Source organism: Bacillus sp. C30 (assembly GCF_040838255.1).
GTDB classification, from domain to species: Bacteria; Bacillota; Bacilli; order Bacillales; family Bacillaceae_G; genus Bacillus_A; species Bacillus_A mycoides.
In genome coordinates this window covers 1-15058 of the sequence record NZ_JBFPJH010000068.1, presented here as the reverse complement: position 1 = coordinate 15058, position 15058 = coordinate 1, and the positions used below count along the sequence as shown (strand labels likewise).

Here is a 15058-nt window from a genome sequence, read left to right as displayed (position 1 = left end):
AATAAAAAATGACAGACATACGAAATATTTTATCACATTGAAAACCTTATATCACTATATTTAGTTTATAAGTAAGGATTCCTTATCTTAAACTATTATATAAATACAAAATGCACCAACTTCTCCACTGGAAATTAAACGCAATGTTTAGTACACTATATGTAATAATCATAGGTGATGGAGTTCGCCATAACCGCTGCTTAGCTAATGACTCCTACCAGTATAACTACTGGTAGGAGTCTATTTTTTTGAGCAAGCTATTTAAAGAGGTGAGAAAATTGATTTATATTATCGTTGGCATCGCCGGCATATTAGGAGCCCTTTCCCGCTATTATTTAGGTCTTACTATTCATACATTTTGGCATCATTCTTTTCCATTAGCTACATTACTCATTAACTTAGCCGGCTGCTTCTTATTAGCATGGCTAACTACGTATATCGCCCGGCTAAACATCTTACCTTCAGAGGTTATCACAGGCATCGGGACTGGATTCATCGGTTCCTTTACGACGTTTTCAACATTTAGTGTAGAAACTGTGCAATTAATCAATCATTCTGAATGGAGCACGGCTTTCTTATATGTATCATGTAGCATACTTGGCGGTCTCATTATGTCTGGGCTTGGCTATACACTAGGTGATTTCTTAATTAAGAAATCACTTACGGAAGGTGATCACTTATGATGGAAGCTTTATTAGTGGCAACTGGAGGGTTTTTCGGTGCGATTACACGATTTGCAATTAGCAATTGGTTTAAAAAAAGAAATAAAACACCCTTTCCAATTGCTACATTCCTTATTAATATAACAGGAGCATTTTTACTCGGGTATATAATTGGCAACGGATTCTCTACAGGATGGCAATTATTATTAGGAACTGGATTTATGGGCGCATTCACCACATTTTCGACACTTAAATTAGAGTCCATTCAGCTTCTCAATCGCAAAAAAATTTACACATTCCTTTTATATTTAAGTACTACTTACATAATTGGTATCCTATTCGCATTCCTTGGAATGAAGCTCGGTGGAATATAAAAAAGTATGTTCCGCCATATGGAATGGAAAATAAAGTGAAACTTTAATCAGTGGGGGTTTTGTTCTTACCCACTGGTTATTAGCCTTCACCAATCGGGCGTTTACGGGCAGCCCGACTCCCACCTAACTTCTTTGCCCCTGCCGAATTTTGAGGTGGGAGTTTTACTGCCCGTTAATGCGGGATAAACCAGCTGGATACACATCATAATGTATACTTTGCACAGGAAGCTGTGAATACGACATATACTGGCTCTGCATCATTTGTGCTACTTGTGCTTGTTGTTGCATTTGAATGGCCTGATGCACTGCCTGAATTGTCATCCGTGCCCCGGCCAGCGTAATAGCTGCCCCTACTTGTCTTCCAGTGCAAAAATAAAGCGCTAAAAAATGGAATTCCTGTGATCCAAATGAACAGTACGAATGGCTTATATAGTCCCTTCAAATTTTCTGAAACTAACAATACCGCTCTTCCCGTTTCTGGCCCAATATATATGCAGAACAATAAACCAAAACATCCGCAAAGAATGATAATTAACTTTAACCATAATGACAATTCTTTTTGTTTCACAAAAATCCACTCCTAAACTAACAGCATTTATCTATTGCTGTTTTTTCAACTTTGAAGTGATAAATCCAACTAGCAACACACCAATACCACTAAAGAACAATAGGTAGCTTACTGGTACTAGGAAAAAGAAAGGTTCTACAAGAAGCCCATTATCCGCCACTTTACTAGTTGTACCGTGCATTAATAAACAGGTAACTCCTAACGATATTAGTACGATAGCTAATAAAAATTTATTTTTCATAATATATTCTCCTTTAATTTCACAATTACTTTTGCTAACCTCATAATAAGTCCCGACGAATTTCAAGTCAACAATTTTTTATCGTTTTACGATAAAAAATTGTTGACTTGAATAATAAAAAGACTATAGACAATCATTGTCTATAGCCTCTTCACTCTAAAATATTCTTTTTGGAACATACACATTCTTATCGCATTATGGTAGTTGCCATCAACGAAGAACTCATCTTGCAACTCACCTTCTACTATAAATCCGACCTTTTTATAAACGTGTACAGCTTTTTCATTCTCTTTATCGACAACTAAATATATTTTATGCATATTTAATACGGAAAAAGCATAATCCATTGCTAAACGCGTTGCATCAGCTGCATAACCGTAACCTTGGTAACTCGGATCAATAATAATTTGGAATTCAGTTCTACGGTGAATATAATCGATTTCTACTAATTCGACTAATCCCACCATCTCATTATCTTTCTCAACGATAAATCGGCGCTCACTTTGATCATGTATATGTTTATCGTATAAATCCTGCAGCTCCACAAATGCTTCATAAGGCTCTTCAAACCAATACGACATAATATGCGCGTTATTATTAAGTTCGTGTACAAACTTTAAGTCTTCCCGTTCTAAAGGACGTAATTTCAATTCCTGACTCATTTCTATAACCTCCAAGTAAAATAACCTCTTCACTTAATTTCTCAATTTTTTTCGATTTCAAACGCCCTAATTACATTGTAAACCTTCAAGTAACTTGAAGGTCAAGGTACAAAAAGTAGTGCAAACTTATGTCTGCACTACTCTTTTCTCAAATCTCTCATATTCGATATGTATAAAGCAATAACTAAAACAAGAATGGATCCCGCATATAATAACGTCTCCATCGGTTCCTCATGAGATACAATAATTAATCTAATTAAAGCCGTAATTCCGATATAAATAAAATAACGTAACGGAAAATGATAATTCGACTTAAAATACTTAATAATTAATGCGATGAACTCGAAGTATAGGAAATAGACGATGATACTCTCAACTAATTTATAAGATGTATACTTCTTCGCTGAAAATATGTATTGAATAAAAGTAATTGTTTCGTTAATTAAAAAAATCGATAAAACAATGGATAATATGATTAACGCTATATTTAATATCCACTGTAAAACGCTAGCTATATAATGATCGATATTAAATGACTTCATTTTCTCTTTTAGCTCCCCTTCGTGTAAGTACTTATTCATTATAGCAAAATTATACTTACAGAAATGTTAAATCATATATGATCGTCCTCTTTCACGATTACTTCACCATTCGGATATTTATGCTTAATATAATCGCTTCCCCAATCGCAAAGCACCTTCAAACCCTTTTTTAATGATTCTCCCTGTTCTGTAAGAGAATACTCAACTTTCGGTGGTACTTGATTATATACTTTTCTAGACACAAGCCCATCTTTTTCAAGCTCTTTCAATTGCTCAGTAAGCATTTTTTGTGTAATACCAGTTACCAATCGTTTTAACTCACCCGTTCTTGTCGGTCCGCTTGTTAAATGATATAAAATATGGGATTTCCACTTACCTCCGATCACATCCAAAACGACTTCAATTCTATTGTTATACTCTTTTTTCATATTGAACTCCTTCTGTATTTTGATAGGCACTTTCTCGTGCCTATGTCACGAGATGGTGTCTATATCACGGAAAAGTGCGTACTTTTCATAATATCTGTACTATACCATAATGATGCATGTAAGCAACTTATAACAGAGCATTAAATTAGTGGAGGTATTTTAAAATAAAAAAAGAAAATCGTACTACAAATTTTTATGATGTGATTCGTGAGCGCCGTTCCGTTCGCTCTTATGATCCTTCAGCTACAATCTCTGATGAAGAAATTAAAGAACTTTTAGAAGAAGCAATGCTAGTACCAAGTAGTTCCAACTTAAACCCATGGCGTTTCATGGTAATTACAGATCAAGACTTAAAAGAGAAGCTTCATCCAATTGCTTTAAATCAACCACAAGTGCTAGAAGCATCCGCTATGATCGTAATTTTAAGCGAAAATAATGCCCACGAATTCGAACATATCAATAAAGTGAATGAACGTGCAGTAGCTGCTGGATTCATGACAGAAGAAATTAAAAATAGACTGAATAACAGTATTCGTGAGTTTTATGCACCTGTAAGCGAACAAGGAAAAAGAGAATGGCAAATGCTTGACGGTGGTTTGCTAGCTATGCAATTTATGCTTGCTGCAAAAGCGAGAGGATACGATACAGTCCCAATGCTTGGCTATAACGTTGAAAAATTCCGCAAAGCATTTAACGTTCCAGAAAACTTAACTGACGTCTTAATGATTGCATTAGGCAAAGCAAAAGAGCCAGGATTCCCAACAGTTCGATTAACTGTAGATGAAGTAACGTCTTGGAATGGCGAGTTTTAATCACAGTGTTTATCGTACTTTAGGAATAAAAGTACGATAAACACTACTAAGAAGAAAAGAGGTTTTCTTATGAAATTAAGTGTTTTAGATCAAACTCCAGTTTCAAACGGGGTAACTACTCAAGAAACTTTTAAAACTACGATTGAATTAGCACAGCTAGTAGATAAACTAGGCTATCACAGACTATGGTATTCTGAGCATCATGGTTCAGCCAATTTTGCTAGTGCTTCACCAGAAATTATGATCTCTCATATCGCATCTGTAACAGAGCAAATCCGCGTTGGTTCTGGTGGAATGATGTTAATGCACCATTCACCATTAAAGATGGCAGAAGTATTTAAAACATTAACATCTTTATATCTAGATAGAATTGATTTCGGTGTAGGTCGAGCGCCAGGTGGCAATCAATTTTCTACACTTGCATTACATGAAGGAAAACATCCAAATATGCTGAATCTGTACGATAAATTAATGGATACGATGATGTTTATGACAGAAACAATGCCTGCAGATCATTTATACAATCGCACACTTGCTTCTCCATTAGGTGCCCCATTACCTGAAGTTTGGCTATTAGGTTCTAGTGGTAGTAGCGCTGCACAGGCAGAAAGATTCGGTATTGGTTATTCCTATGCTCAGTTTATTAGTGGGGAGTTATCTAGTGAAATGTTAGAATCTTATCGTAAAAATTTCGTCCCTTCTGAGTTTATGGTTAAGCCTAAAATAAACATTGGGTATTTTGCACTAGCAGCGGAAACTGCTGAAGAAGCAGAATATCATGCAGCTTCTTTAGATTTATCTCTATTATTTTTAGATAAAGGTAAGTACTTCCACGTACCTTCTCCTGAAGAAGCACTAAATTACAATTACACTGAAATGGACAAAATGCATATACAGAACAATCGTAAAAAATTCCTTGTTGGAAGTGCTAAAAAAGTTGCAAATACACTTCGCGAACATGAAGAAAAATTCGGAGTTAACGAAGCTATGATTGGGACAATCAGTCATAGTCATGACGCAAAACTACAATCTTATCGACTACTTGCAAAAGAGCTTCTATAAAAAGAAAGGCGGGAAAACAATGCTTGAAGTTTTAAATCGAATCAATGAACTAGCTAAAAAACAAAAAGAAGACGGTTTAACAAAAACAGAATTACATGAGCGTAAAGCATTACGCGAGGAGTACCTTCAAATTATTCGCGGTCAAATCAGTACCACTGTCACAGGATTAAAAATATTAGATCCTTTAGGAAATGACGTGACACCTGAAAAATTAAAAGAACAACAAAAGCTATCACTAAACACAGATAACAATGCATGAAAATACCGAGACTTTTTGTTACTTAATGATTCATATAAGTAAACATATGATCAGATGGATCATTAAGTTAACATTACATACCTCATCGACGTATCCTTCAAACTTCTAGTTCTAACTTGAAAATCTACAAACAAAAAACCATACCCCCGCCCCTCCGGCAAAGTTATGGTTTTTATCCTACAATGTCACTCTACCTATAAGTTTGCCGTGAATTCCACAAAACAGCAAATAAGGTTGCTATATCCTCCAAAGAAAAGAAATCTTATTTTAACTTTCCTATCGATAGGTTAACACGATAATTCCCATACTTTAATAGTCGCCCCAGAAAGTTATCCAATTCTTCATTAGAAGCAAAATGTGTTTTTAATAAATAACATCCCTCACCACTTATACGGTCTACTTCAGAAATCCCTTCTTCTTTTTGAAAGAAATTCATAAACTCTTGATGATTAGCTGTTGTTACGAATAAAGTAACAAATGCAGTCACTACTTGTCCTAATTTGATTCGGTTTATTGCGATTGTATATTGTTCAATAATCCCTAAATCCTCTAATCTTCGAATTCGATTTCCTACAGCCTGCCCCGTCATATGTATTTTTTGACCAAGTTCTTTCCATTGTATTCTTGAGTTTTCTCCTAATAATTTCAGTATCTCAAAATCTGTTTGATCAATGATATAAACCAATCCTTTCATCGTGAAAGTAGAAAGCCAGAAAGTGTTTCGCCAACTTATTCTGCTTGTCGATACAATTCACTATACTTAGTTTATCCTCTTACATCACATTGTTTATCAGTTACATTTACTTATAACACAGAGGACGCAACAAAAAAATACATCTAGATTTAAAGGAGGTTACAAATATGTTATTACAAGAGATTTTAGAGTACAATGAACAATTTGTAGAAAATAAGGAATACGCTCCTCGTGAAGCGACAAAAATGCCTAAAAAACGTATGGTTGTTGTTTCTTGCATGGATGCTCGCTTAATTGAGCTACTTCCAAAAGCTTTAGATATACACGATGGTGATGCAAAAGTTATCAGAAATGCAGGTGGTAAGATTGCTTCTCCTTTCGATAGTGTTATGCAAAGTGTTGTAGCATCAGTATATGATTTAAATGCAGATGAAATCTTCCTTATCGGACACCATAGATGTGGTGCGAGTCAAACTAATCCAAAAGGAACACTTCAAAAAATATTAGATCGTGGAGTAGCTTCACCCGAAATTTTATCAGCGATTGAATATGCTGGTGTTGACCTTAAAAAATGGTTATTTGGATTCGATGATGTCTGCGATTCAACTCAAGCTAATGTTGATTTAGTAAGAAATCATCCACTTATTCCAAAAGATGTTCCTGTACATGGTTTAGTTATTGATCCTCACACAGGTAAATTAGATTTAGTAGTTGATGGATATAAAGCATTAAATGGTATGAAAAATTAATTATTATTACTTAAATGGAAGGAAGTTATTAGATATGAATAGACAAGAAGCTACGCAAAAAATTATGGAAGCAAAAATTGCAAAAGGTTTAACATGGGAAGAAATTTCAAAGGTAAGTGAAAACTCTGAGACTTGGGTTGTAACAGCGTTATTAGGACAAGCTACAATGACACGTCCAGAAGCAGAAAAAATCGGTAAACTATTAGAATTAGATGAAGAAGTAGTTCAAGCATTAACAGTAGTTCCACTTAGAGGTCAAGTAATGCAAATGCCTCCTACTGACCCAATCTTATATCGATTATATGAAATGATGTTACAATACGCACCAACTCTTAGAGAATTAATTCTAGAAAAAGCTGGCGAAGGTGTAATGAGTGCAATTAACTTCAATCTAGGTGTGGACACACAAGAAGATCCAAAAGGTGGCGACCCTCGTATCGTGATTACACTTAACGGGAAATTCTTACCGTTCCGTACATGGTAATTAATTGAAAATCTATTTATATAATTAAAATAATTTTATAGATTTACAAAATCCATCCTTTTTAATCTAGCTGTGTAGAAAGGATGGATTTTTACTATGAGATTCTTTTTATACAAGGGAGAATAATATGAATAAAAAATACGTCGATACGAGCTTTAGTATTCTACAGTGGTTTGTGTTTTTATTAGCAAATGCAATTGCATTGCCTATCATTATTGGTGGCATATTCCATTTATCAATAGAAGATATCTCAACATTAATGCAACGAACTTTTTTAGTTGTAGGAGTAAGTTCATTTATACAAGCATGGTTTGGGCATCGCTATCCCATAGCGGATGGGCCAGCCGGTTCATGGGTAAGTATATTTGTCATATTGGGACAAGTCGCTATGCATCAGGGACAAAGTGCAAAGGATGTATTACAACTTTTAGAAGGCGGATTAATTATTGCAGGTATATTACTCTTCGTCCTTGGTATAACAGGGCTTGTTCATCGAATTCTACGTTTATTTACACCCTTGGTTACAGGAACTTTTCTTTTAATATTATCTCTTCAGCTTAGCGGTGTGTTACTAAAAGGAATGATGGGATTACAAGGAGCTGTAACTCATCCTGATTATACAACGGCTGCTATTGCGCTCTTTGTTTTTGCCCTTATTACTTTCTTATCAATTAAAGGGAACGGATGGATGAAAAGTTACGCTGTGTTACTTGGAATTTCATGTGGTTGGCTTTTGTATGCTGTATTAGGAAAATCATCTCATATGCCTTCACACACACCGTTAGTTAAGTTACCAGAGCTATTTTCTTGGGGCACACCTAGATTAGATATTGGAATGGCTCTAACTGCAACTTTATTTACATTTCTTTTAGTTGCAAATACAATCGCTGCTATTTCGGCTGTAAAACAAGTGGCTCCGTCATCTAAAGAAAATGAAAAGCAAATACTGAACCGCGGCGTGTGGGCCGGAGGTATATCGCATATTATCTCGTCGTTGTTTTCTACAATTGGAATTGTACCATTACCTGCATCAGCAGGATTTATTCAACTAACAGGACAAAGAAAAGTGAAGTCGTTCCTTATAGCAAGTCTTATATTAGCAGGAATTTCTTTTATTCCTTCAATTGTAAACTTTATATCCTTGCTACCAGGTCCTATTGCTAATGCTGCACTTTTAGCAACATTTGTCCAAGTAATAGGCATTTCATTTCAATCCATTTTACGTGAAGAATTAAATCAACGCCGATTAACTATATTAGGAATTTCATTATTAATCAGTTTGGGAATAATGTTTCTTCCAGAAAGTGCGTTTAGCGGAATTCCTTCTTCCTTACAATATGTTTTAAGTAATGGATTACTTGTGGGTACCATGCTTGTCATTCTATTGGAACAGTTTTGGAAAGAGTAAAATTTGTGACTAAGTAAAAAAGCGCCCTGCTTACAGGGCGCCTTTTTATACCTAATGACTAATACTAGCAGTTGGGTATAATGTTGTTCCTCCAATTGAAACTTTTATTTCATTTGTTAATGGAACATTTTGTTCATTAATAATTGTTCTCCACCATTCCCATGCAAGACCAGTACATTCTCTTGCTACGATTTTTATATTTTTTGAATTTGGTGGAAGAGGGATAACTGTAGAGTAATGAGCCGTTTTGTCTTTGCTGCTACCATCCCATGTTTTATGTGTTAGTACTTCTTTACCATTTTGATCAAATGTGAATTCATCCCAAGATACATCAAATTGCGCAACGTAAGCACCGTAATGATCCAGTGTCATTTTAGCACTTGAATATTCTGTAGTTGTCGTCTCGATATAATCTGTATTGTTATGAACAGCAGCAGTTGCATTATCTTTTAAAAAAGTACTTGTATATGAAATTGGGTATGCTGGATTTTTAAGACTTAATTCAGCATTATCTTTAATGATATTTCGGATTTCATTGAAATCTTTAGTAACAACCTTGTTATGCTCTTTCGCATCTCCGCCTAATACTACAGCAGTAAAAGTACTTTCTTCAAAAATATCTTTGTACTGTCCACTCGTTTCGACGCTGTTATTCTTAAGTAAGGCTTTAAAAGCAGCTTGTACATCTTTGCTCTTAGATGTTGTTTCTAATTTTACATAAACAGTTCTACCATAAGCTACATTTGAGACCATAACAGGTGGAGCCGAATTACTTACACCTTTACGAGTTAACTCACCAAAAGTAACACTATTATCAAAAAGATCGGATGGATTGTTAGGTAGTTCAGCACTTACGGTATAAAATATTTGCTTATATGCCGCTACCATCACTTTTTTCTCTCCATTTGCAACCGCATTAAAATCAATGTTTAGACTGTTATCAAGATATTTGGCGTTAACGTTAAGGGCACTTGCGATTTGTGATTTACTATAAACCATAGATTCTGTATACTGCATTCTTGCAGGTAACGTATGTGTTTTAGAATACTTTTCATTCCAAGTAGATACTAAATCATCTACTGCTCCAGCCACATTACCATATGTCGGATTTTGGACAGTAATTGTATTTTCTTTTCTCATGCCCGGTAAGTCTATACTAATATTCAAAGGCTTTCTCTTAGCCACTAATAAACTCGGTTGATTGTCTGCAAAAGCTTTATTTGCAAGTTGTACCGCTCCTGGATACGTACGATTCACCACAGAATCAATAATCGAAATATCGACTGGTGAAGTTGTAAGTGATTTTTTCTCACGTTCCACTACTACAAATTTACCATTTGAATTGATACTTTCTTTCGGAACAAAACTCTCTACCTTATCACCATTTACAGCTAAAACTTCTTGATTATTATATTTAAGATTTGCTATACCAGTATCAATGCCACTAGCATTTTTGGTTACATCAGTTGCATTACCTACTTGTGTTTCTGCGAAGGAAATAGATGAATAATTAATAGTGCATAGACTAACTAATAAACACGCAAGGAACTTTCTTCTTTTAGTGTTTTTCTTAATATTCAGAAAAATCACCCCGTTCTTTTTTTAGTAAGATATGATAATGATTGATAAATGATAGCTAACTAATAAACCTACATAAATGCTTTCAAAAGTTCTTGAATTAACGGGATTACGCCACCTACAAATTTCAAAACTGCCATTGCGATTTCCATATTATTTCCTCCTTTTTTATTGCTACGAAAATGTGATTTATCTTTATGCCCTCATTATAGTGACCCCTTACACTTTTATCAATACACTCTTATATGCAATATTACATACAAAAAAAACAAGCTGAATTCTTATAAAAAGTTATACAGAGATAAATTTTTCGTTTGGTAAATACTTGAAAATACGAAACATTCCTTTGCATTTCATGAGTAATTTACAAGTTTATTGTTGGAAGCATCGCAGGACCGGAAGTAATGAAATACATGCAGGACTGTTACGAGCAGCCAGAAATATTAAGAGTTATCATGGGCAACCGCATTAAAAAAAGCTGCTGCCTATAAAATACAGACAGCAACTTCAACTAGAGTAGCTTGCATGATTTACACAAGCTACAGTATTTTTTTGACATACTCATTTTTCACATTTTGTAACTAATAAACAGCGATTGGCCCATAAGGACCTTTGATAATTTCAATTTTCGTTTCAAAAATATCTGTTAAAATTGTTGGGTCCATAACCTCTTCTACTGTTCCAAAAGCAGCAATTTGTCCATCCTTCATAGCACAAATTTTATCCGAATATTTGGCTGCAAAATTTATGTCATGCATAACAGTCAAAATTGTTCTTCCAAATTCATTAGCTGCACGTCTCAAATGCTCCATCATTTGAACAGAACGAGCAACATCAAGGTTGTTCAGAGGCTCGTCCAAAAGTACATATTCAGTCTCTTGGCACAATACCATCGCTACATATGCCCTTTGTCTTTGACCACCAGAAAGCTCATCTAAATATCTATTCTCTAAATTAGTTAAATCTAGGAAATCGATATATTTAGAAATAATAGCTTCATCCTCTTTAGTTAATCTTCCCTTTGAATAAGGAAAGCGCCCAAATCCAACTAATTGTCTAACAGTAAGCCTAGTTACAAAATGATTCTCTTGTCGCAATATAGTCAAAACTTTTGCTAAGTCTTTTGATTTGGATTCAGAAACATCCATATTTGCTACCTGAATTTGGCCTTCATCCATATCTAAAAGTCTTCCAATCATCAATAGTGTCGTTGACTTTCCAGCGCCATTTGGTCCAATTAAAGAAGTAAAACCCGCTTTTGGTATTTCAATATCCAAAGGTCCTATTTTCACCTTATCAGTATAGAACTTTTTAACATTATCAATTTTTATCATAAAGCCCTCTTCCTTAAAACTATAGTTAAGAATATTATTCCACCAAATAATTCAATAATAACTGAAACTACACCTTGAGCATGGAATACATGATACATTAAAAAGTATGCACTCGTCATTATCAAAAATCCTATTGCAAAAGCCATTGGAAAAATATATCTATGATCATAAGTTGACGCCGCCTGATAACTCAAAGTTGCTACTAAAAAGCCGTAGAAAGTAAGTGGCCCAATTAGAGCTGTTGAAATGGACATCAAAATAGCAACTAATACAAGCGTATAAATTACACTAGGTTGATATTTAACTCCAAAAGAAGTAGCAACATCCTTTCCTAGTGACAAAACATTCAAATTCTTAGAATGAGCAAAAATTAATACTGCTACAATTATGATCATAGGAATTACAATAGGAAAATATGCAGGATCTGCGTGATTAACAGAACCAAATAATTTCGCTTGTAAAATATCAAACTCTGAAGGCGCAAGTAGCTTTCTCATAAAAGTTGACACAGAATTTAGTCCGGTACCAATAATAATTCCAACTAAAAGCATAAGTTGTAAATTCCCGTATTTACCGGAAAGTAACCATCCATAAAGTATCAAACTCATGAAAACCATAACAACAACTTGGAATACAAACGATCCAATTCCATTAAAGTTTATTAATGCACTAGCACCAAAGAAGAATATTGTACTCGTATGAATTGCTGAATAAAGTGATTCGAAACCTAAAAGCGAAGGAGTAATAATCTTATTGTTCGTAATAGATTGGAAAGCAACTGTCGACAAGCTATGGCAAACTGCAGCAATAATCATCGCAACAATGGCTATTATCCTTCTCTTAACAACTGGGATAAAAGAAGGTGAATCTATCGGAACTGGATTGTTATAAACTAAAAGTCCATATGAAGAAAGGAGACCTAAAGCGATCAATGTTATCAGTACAATCCAATAACGTCTTGCTTCCTTCTTAGAACGAAAAGCGCTAGCTGATCTACTTTCATTATGAAGGCTAGAATCGATTTCGACATTTTCTTTATTTCTATAGTCTAATGTGATCATCGCAGCCTCCTTGGTTTTCTTTTTCTCAATAAAATAGTAATAAACACGACTGCTCCCACTGTTGCAAGTATTAAAGAAACAGGTACTTCAAAAGGCTTTATAATTGTTCGAGAAATGATGTCACAGGCAGTTATTGTCCCCATTCCGATCACACATACCCAAGGTAAATTACTCCTAAGATCATCTCCCCTAAACATTGAAACAATGTTTGGAACAATTAATCCCAAGAAAGGTAAGTTTCCAATAACAGCTGCAACAATTCCAACTGCAACAGAGATAAGGCCAGTCCCCAAAAGAACAATTCTATTGTAATTAACTCCAAGGCTTGTTGCGACATCTTCTCCTAGTCCAGCTAGAGTCAATCTATTAGCATACATAAAAATAAGCACAGTAACGATAACAATCAGCCATAAATATTCATATCTTCCCACCTGAACGGTAGCAAATGAACCTACGAACCAAGTTTCAATACTTTGCGTCATTTGAAAAAGGAGTCCCAAAAAAGTAGACACTGCAGAAATAACTGCTCCAAGCATCAATCCAATAATCGGAACAATTAAAGACGAACGAAGTTTAACTCTTCTTAAAAATAGAAAGAAAATCATAGTTCCTATAAAAGAAAAAATGATTGCACCAGTCATTCTTTGAACTAACGTCGGGGCAGGAAATAATAAATATACAAAAAGCAGGCCTAAGCCTGACCATTCAATAGTCCCCGTTGTAGTAGGTTCAACAAAACGATTCTGTGTAATTAATTGCATTACGAGCCCTGCCATCGCCATTGCAGCTCCAGTAAGCATTAATGCAACTGTTCTCGGAACACGAGTGATGAAAAACATCTCCATTCCGTCCTCTTGTCCACGTATATCATAAACTCCAGTAAACAGTGATATAATCCCTAAAATTATAACAACTATAATCGCTATTATAAAAGGTTTTGTCCATATTTTATTGTGATTATAAAACTGGGGTTGAGAAATATTCTCAACCCTAGAAATCATATTTTTTGACACTGTTTCGTACTCCTTTACACTACTTAGCTAAAGTTTTTGCGATATTTCCAAATAACTCTATATAAGTCTCAATTGATTCATTTGTGTAAGTATCTGCTGGTGCATAAACAATTTGTTTTTTAGAAACAGCAGTTGTGTTTTGAAGAGCAGGTGATTTAGAAATAACATCTTGAGCAGGAGCTGAAGTAGCAGCATCAGATGTTGCAGCATCACGATCTAATACGAAAAGCCAATCAGGATTTGTTTGTGCAATAGCTTCAACAGAAACGTCATCACCTTTATGACCTGCAGTAGAATTAGACACTTCTAGTGCTGGAGTCCAACCGAAAATCTCATACATTGGTCCCCAAACGCGACCAGAGTGAGGAGCAGCAAAACCAATATTCCCACCAGTAACGATAACACTCATAACTTTATCTTTTCCATTATAAGCAGATTTTACATTTTCAATAGATTTATCAAAATCAGCTACTAATTTTTTAGCTTCTTTATCTTTATCAAAGATTTTTCCTAGAGAAATTGTAGAATCTTTAAGTCCTTTTACTAAGTTTTCTCCAGGCTTAGTAGCTTTCTCAGAAACATCAACATTAAGATCAATAACAGCTGCATTTGGCACTAATTTTTTGATTTCTTCGTAATGGCCAGCAAATCTTTGACCAACGATTACAAGTTCAGGGTTTGCCGCTGCAATAATTTCAAGATTTGGTTCGCGGTGATTTCCAATATTTTGAACTTTGCTATCCTTTACATATGCTGAATCTGCAGGCATTACATCCTTTGGAGCAGCCGCTAATTTAATTCCCCAATCAGCTAAAGTTTCAAAAGTTCTATTATCCAAAGCAACTACATTTTTTGGATTTACAGGGACTTTAACAGTTCCATGTGCATCAGTGATTTCAACTGTTTTTGGCTTATCACTACTATCACCTTTATTAGCTTTCGAAGTTTCCTTACTTGAATCTGAGCAAGCTACTAACATTAAAGTGAAAATTGCTAAAATACTTACTAATTTTAAAAGCATAGTTTTTTTCATACGTATACTCCTTATAATGTAATTTAGTTCGAAAATGATAACGTCCATAGATTAAATTAGATAGTAACCTTTATGCATCTAAATTGCTATTGAT

Annotated in this window: 19 protein-coding genes and 1 riboswitch; of the genes, 8 read left to right on the top strand and 11 right to left on the bottom strand. The window is 34.8% G+C overall.

Annotated elements, in window-relative coordinates:
• The first annotated feature begins 164 nt into the window (after positions 1-164).
• Positions 165-224: riboswitch (Fluoride riboswitch) on the top strand.
• Positions 225-278: 54 nt separating this feature from the next.
• Positions 279-683: a fluoride efflux transporter CrcB gene (gene crcB, locus AB3X49_RS09610; protein WP_002143706.1), complete on the top strand. Its 405-nt coding sequence runs from the start codon at positions 279-281 to the stop codon at positions 681-683.
• On the top strand, positions 680-1036 hold the full coding sequence (crcB, locus tag AB3X49_RS09605; protein WP_367961735.1) for a fluoride efflux transporter CrcB: 357 nt from the start codon (positions 680-682) through the stop codon (positions 1034-1036). Before crcB (AB3X49_RS09610) ends, crcB (AB3X49_RS09605) begins: the two co-directional genes overlap by 4 nt.
• A 162-nt stretch (positions 1037-1198) precedes the next feature.
• Here crcB (AB3X49_RS09605) and AB3X49_RS09600 read toward each other — a convergent pair whose 3' ends face one another.
• From AB3X49_RS09600 to AB3X49_RS09580, 5 genes are all read right to left on the bottom strand, one after another.
• Positions 1199-1465 carry a DUF3947 family protein gene (locus tag AB3X49_RS09600; protein WP_483298773.1) on the bottom strand — a complete coding sequence of 89 codons (267 nt, stop codon included), beginning with the start codon at positions 1463-1465 and terminating at the stop codon, positions 1199-1201.
• 170 nt (positions 1466-1635) lie between these two features.
• Positions 1636-1845 (bottom strand): DUF3955 domain-containing protein, encoded by a 210-nt coding sequence (locus tag AB3X49_RS09595; RefSeq protein WP_002129860.1) that lies wholly within the window; start codon positions 1843-1845, stop codon positions 1636-1638.
• Positions 1846-1985: 140 nt separating this feature from the next.
• Positions 1986-2507, bottom strand: coding sequence for a spermidine N1-acetyltransferase (gene speG, locus AB3X49_RS09590; RefSeq protein ID WP_002112781.1), 522 nt, complete (start codon positions 2505-2507; stop codon positions 1986-1988).
• 137 nt (positions 2508-2644) lie between these two features.
• Positions 2645-3049, bottom strand: a complete 405-nt coding sequence (psiE, locus tag AB3X49_RS09585; protein ID WP_002129862.1) for a phosphate-starvation-inducible protein PsiE — start codon at positions 3047-3049, stop codon at positions 2645-2647.
• A 71-nt stretch (positions 3050-3120) separates the two neighbouring features.
• Positions 3121-3477, bottom strand: coding sequence for a winged helix-turn-helix transcriptional regulator (locus AB3X49_RS09580; protein ID WP_016121030.1), 357 nt, complete (start codon positions 3475-3477; stop codon positions 3121-3123).
• Positions 3478-3641: 164 nt separating this feature from the next.
• On the opposite strand from AB3X49_RS09580, the gene AB3X49_RS09575 reads away from it, so the two are divergent.
• The 3 genes from AB3X49_RS09575 to AB3X49_RS09565 all read left to right on the top strand — a co-directional run bounded on the left by AB3X49_RS09575 (position 3642) and on the right by AB3X49_RS09565 (position 5610).
• The gene (locus tag AB3X49_RS09575) at positions 3642-4289 is read left to right on the top strand and encodes a nitroreductase family protein (protein ID WP_367961737.1); all 648 of its coding nucleotides are present in this window, start codon (positions 3642-3644) and stop codon (positions 4287-4289) included.
• A 69-nt stretch (positions 4290-4358) separates the two neighbouring features.
• On the top strand, positions 4359-5351 hold the full coding sequence (locus tag AB3X49_RS09570) for an MsnO8 family LLM class oxidoreductase (protein ID WP_367961730.1): 993 nt from the start codon (positions 4359-4361) through the stop codon (positions 5349-5351).
• 19 nt (positions 5352-5370) lie between these two features.
• Entirely contained in the window at positions 5371-5610 is a 240-nt protein-coding gene (locus tag AB3X49_RS09565) for a DUF896 domain-containing protein (protein WP_061673712.1), read from the top strand.
• 262 nt (positions 5611-5872) lie between these two features.
• Here the strand turns inward: AB3X49_RS09565 and AB3X49_RS09560 are convergent, their stop codons facing one another.
• Positions 5873-6304, bottom strand: a complete 432-nt coding sequence (locus tag AB3X49_RS09560; protein ID WP_002016035.1) for an Lrp/AsnC family transcriptional regulator — start codon at positions 6302-6304, stop codon at positions 5873-5875.
• Positions 6305-6471: 167 nt separating this feature from the next.
• Between AB3X49_RS09560 and AB3X49_RS09555 the strand changes: the two genes are divergently transcribed.
• The 3 genes from AB3X49_RS09555 to AB3X49_RS09545 all read left to right on the top strand — a co-directional run bounded on the left by AB3X49_RS09555 (position 6472) and on the right by AB3X49_RS09545 (position 8945).
• Positions 6472-7053 (top strand): beta-class carbonic anhydrase, encoded by a 582-nt coding sequence (locus AB3X49_RS09555; RefSeq protein WP_016093542.1) that lies wholly within the window; start codon positions 6472-6474, stop codon positions 7051-7053.
• Between the two features lie 34 nt (positions 7054-7087).
• Positions 7088-7537, top strand: a complete 450-nt coding sequence (gene cynS, locus AB3X49_RS09550; protein WP_001081567.1) for a cyanase — start codon at positions 7088-7090, stop codon at positions 7535-7537.
• A gap of 127 nt (positions 7538-7664) precedes the next feature.
• Positions 7665-8945: a purine/pyrimidine permease gene (locus tag AB3X49_RS09545; RefSeq protein WP_367961727.1), complete on the top strand. Its 1281-nt coding sequence runs from the start codon at positions 7665-7667 to the stop codon at positions 8943-8945.
• Between the two features lie 51 nt (positions 8946-8996).
• Here AB3X49_RS09545 and alo read toward each other — a convergent pair whose 3' ends face one another.
• The 5 genes from alo to AB3X49_RS09520 form a co-directional block, all read right to left on the bottom strand.
• The gene (alo, locus tag AB3X49_RS09540) at positions 8997-10535 is read right to left on the bottom strand and encodes an anthrolysin O/cereolysin O family cholesterol-dependent cytolysin Alo (protein WP_367961725.1); all 1539 of its coding nucleotides are present in this window, start codon (positions 10533-10535) and stop codon (positions 8997-8999) included.
• 569 nt (positions 10536-11104) lie between these two features.
• Positions 11105-11857, bottom strand: a complete 753-nt coding sequence (fatE, locus tag AB3X49_RS09535; protein ID WP_002089518.1) for a petrobactin ABC transporter ATP-binding protein FatE — start codon at positions 11855-11857, stop codon at positions 11105-11107.
• Positions 11854-12918: a petrobactin ABC transporter permease FatC gene (gene fatC / locus AB3X49_RS09530; protein WP_002089519.1), complete on the bottom strand. Its 1065-nt coding sequence runs from the start codon at positions 12916-12918 to the stop codon at positions 11854-11856. The genes fatE and fatC overlap by 4 nt, the downstream gene beginning before the upstream one ends.
• Positions 12915-13919, bottom strand: coding sequence for a petrobactin ABC transporter permease FatD (fatD, locus tag AB3X49_RS09525; RefSeq protein WP_503413843.1), 1005 nt, complete (start codon positions 13917-13919; stop codon positions 12915-12917). The genes fatC and fatD overlap by 4 nt, the downstream gene beginning before the upstream one ends.
• A 31-nt stretch (positions 13920-13950) precedes the next feature.
• A complete protein-coding gene (locus AB3X49_RS09520; RefSeq protein ID WP_002139176.1) occupies positions 13951-14964 on the bottom strand; it encodes a siderophore ABC transporter substrate-binding protein in 1014 nt (337 codons plus the stop codon).
• Positions 14965-15058: the final 94 nt, after the last annotated feature.

Bases quoted from the DNA above. Each gene is read 5' to 3' on its own strand.
- fatD (WP_503413843.1), bottom strand. From the start codon at position 13,919: ATGATTTCTAGGGTTGAGAATATTTCTCAACCCCAGTTTTATAATCAC.
- crcB (WP_367961735.1), top strand. From the start codon at position 680: ATGATGGAAGCTTTATTAGTGGCAACTGGAGGGTTTTTCGGTGCGATT.
- AB3X49_RS09595 (WP_002129860.1), bottom strand. From the start codon at position 1,845: ATGAAAAATAAATTTTTATTAGCTATCGTACTAATATCGTTAGGAGTT.
- fatC (WP_002089519.1), bottom strand. From the start codon at position 12,918: ATGATCACATTAGACTATAGAAATAAAGAAAATGTCGAAATCGATTCT.
- AB3X49_RS09570 (WP_367961730.1), top strand. From the start codon at position 4,359: ATGAAATTAAGTGTTTTAGATCAAACTCCAGTTTCAAACGGGGTAACT.
- psiE (WP_002129862.1), bottom strand. From the start codon at position 3,049: ATGAAGTCATTTAATATCGATCATTATATAGCTAGCGTTTTACAGTGG.
- cynS (WP_001081567.1), top strand. From the start codon at position 7,088: ATGAATAGACAAGAAGCTACGCAAAAAATTATGGAAGCAAAAATTGCA.
- AB3X49_RS09565 (WP_061673712.1), top strand. From the start codon at position 5,371: ATGCTTGAAGTTTTAAATCGAATCAATGAACTAGCTAAAAAACAAAAA.
- AB3X49_RS09580 (WP_016121030.1), bottom strand. From the start codon at position 3,477: ATGAAAAAAGAGTATAACAATAGAATTGAAGTCGTTTTGGATGTGATC.
- AB3X49_RS09555 (WP_016093542.1), top strand. From the start codon at position 6,472: ATGTTATTACAAGAGATTTTAGAGTACAATGAACAATTTGTAGAAAAT.
- fatE (WP_002089518.1), bottom strand. From the start codon at position 11,857: ATGATAAAAATTGATAATGTTAAAAAGTTCTATACTGATAAGGTGAAA.
- speG (WP_002112781.1), bottom strand. From the start codon at position 2,507: ATGAGTCAGGAATTGAAATTACGTCCTTTAGAACGGGAAGACTTAAAG.
- AB3X49_RS09560 (WP_002016035.1), bottom strand. From the start codon at position 6,304: ATGAAAGGATTGGTTTATATCATTGATCAAACAGATTTTGAGATACTG.
- AB3X49_RS09545 (WP_367961727.1), top strand. From the start codon at position 7,665: ATGAATAAAAAATACGTCGATACGAGCTTTAGTATTCTACAGTGGTTT.
- AB3X49_RS09520 (WP_002139176.1), bottom strand. From the start codon at position 14,964: ATGAAAAAAACTATGCTTTTAAAATTAGTAAGTATTTTAGCAATTTTC.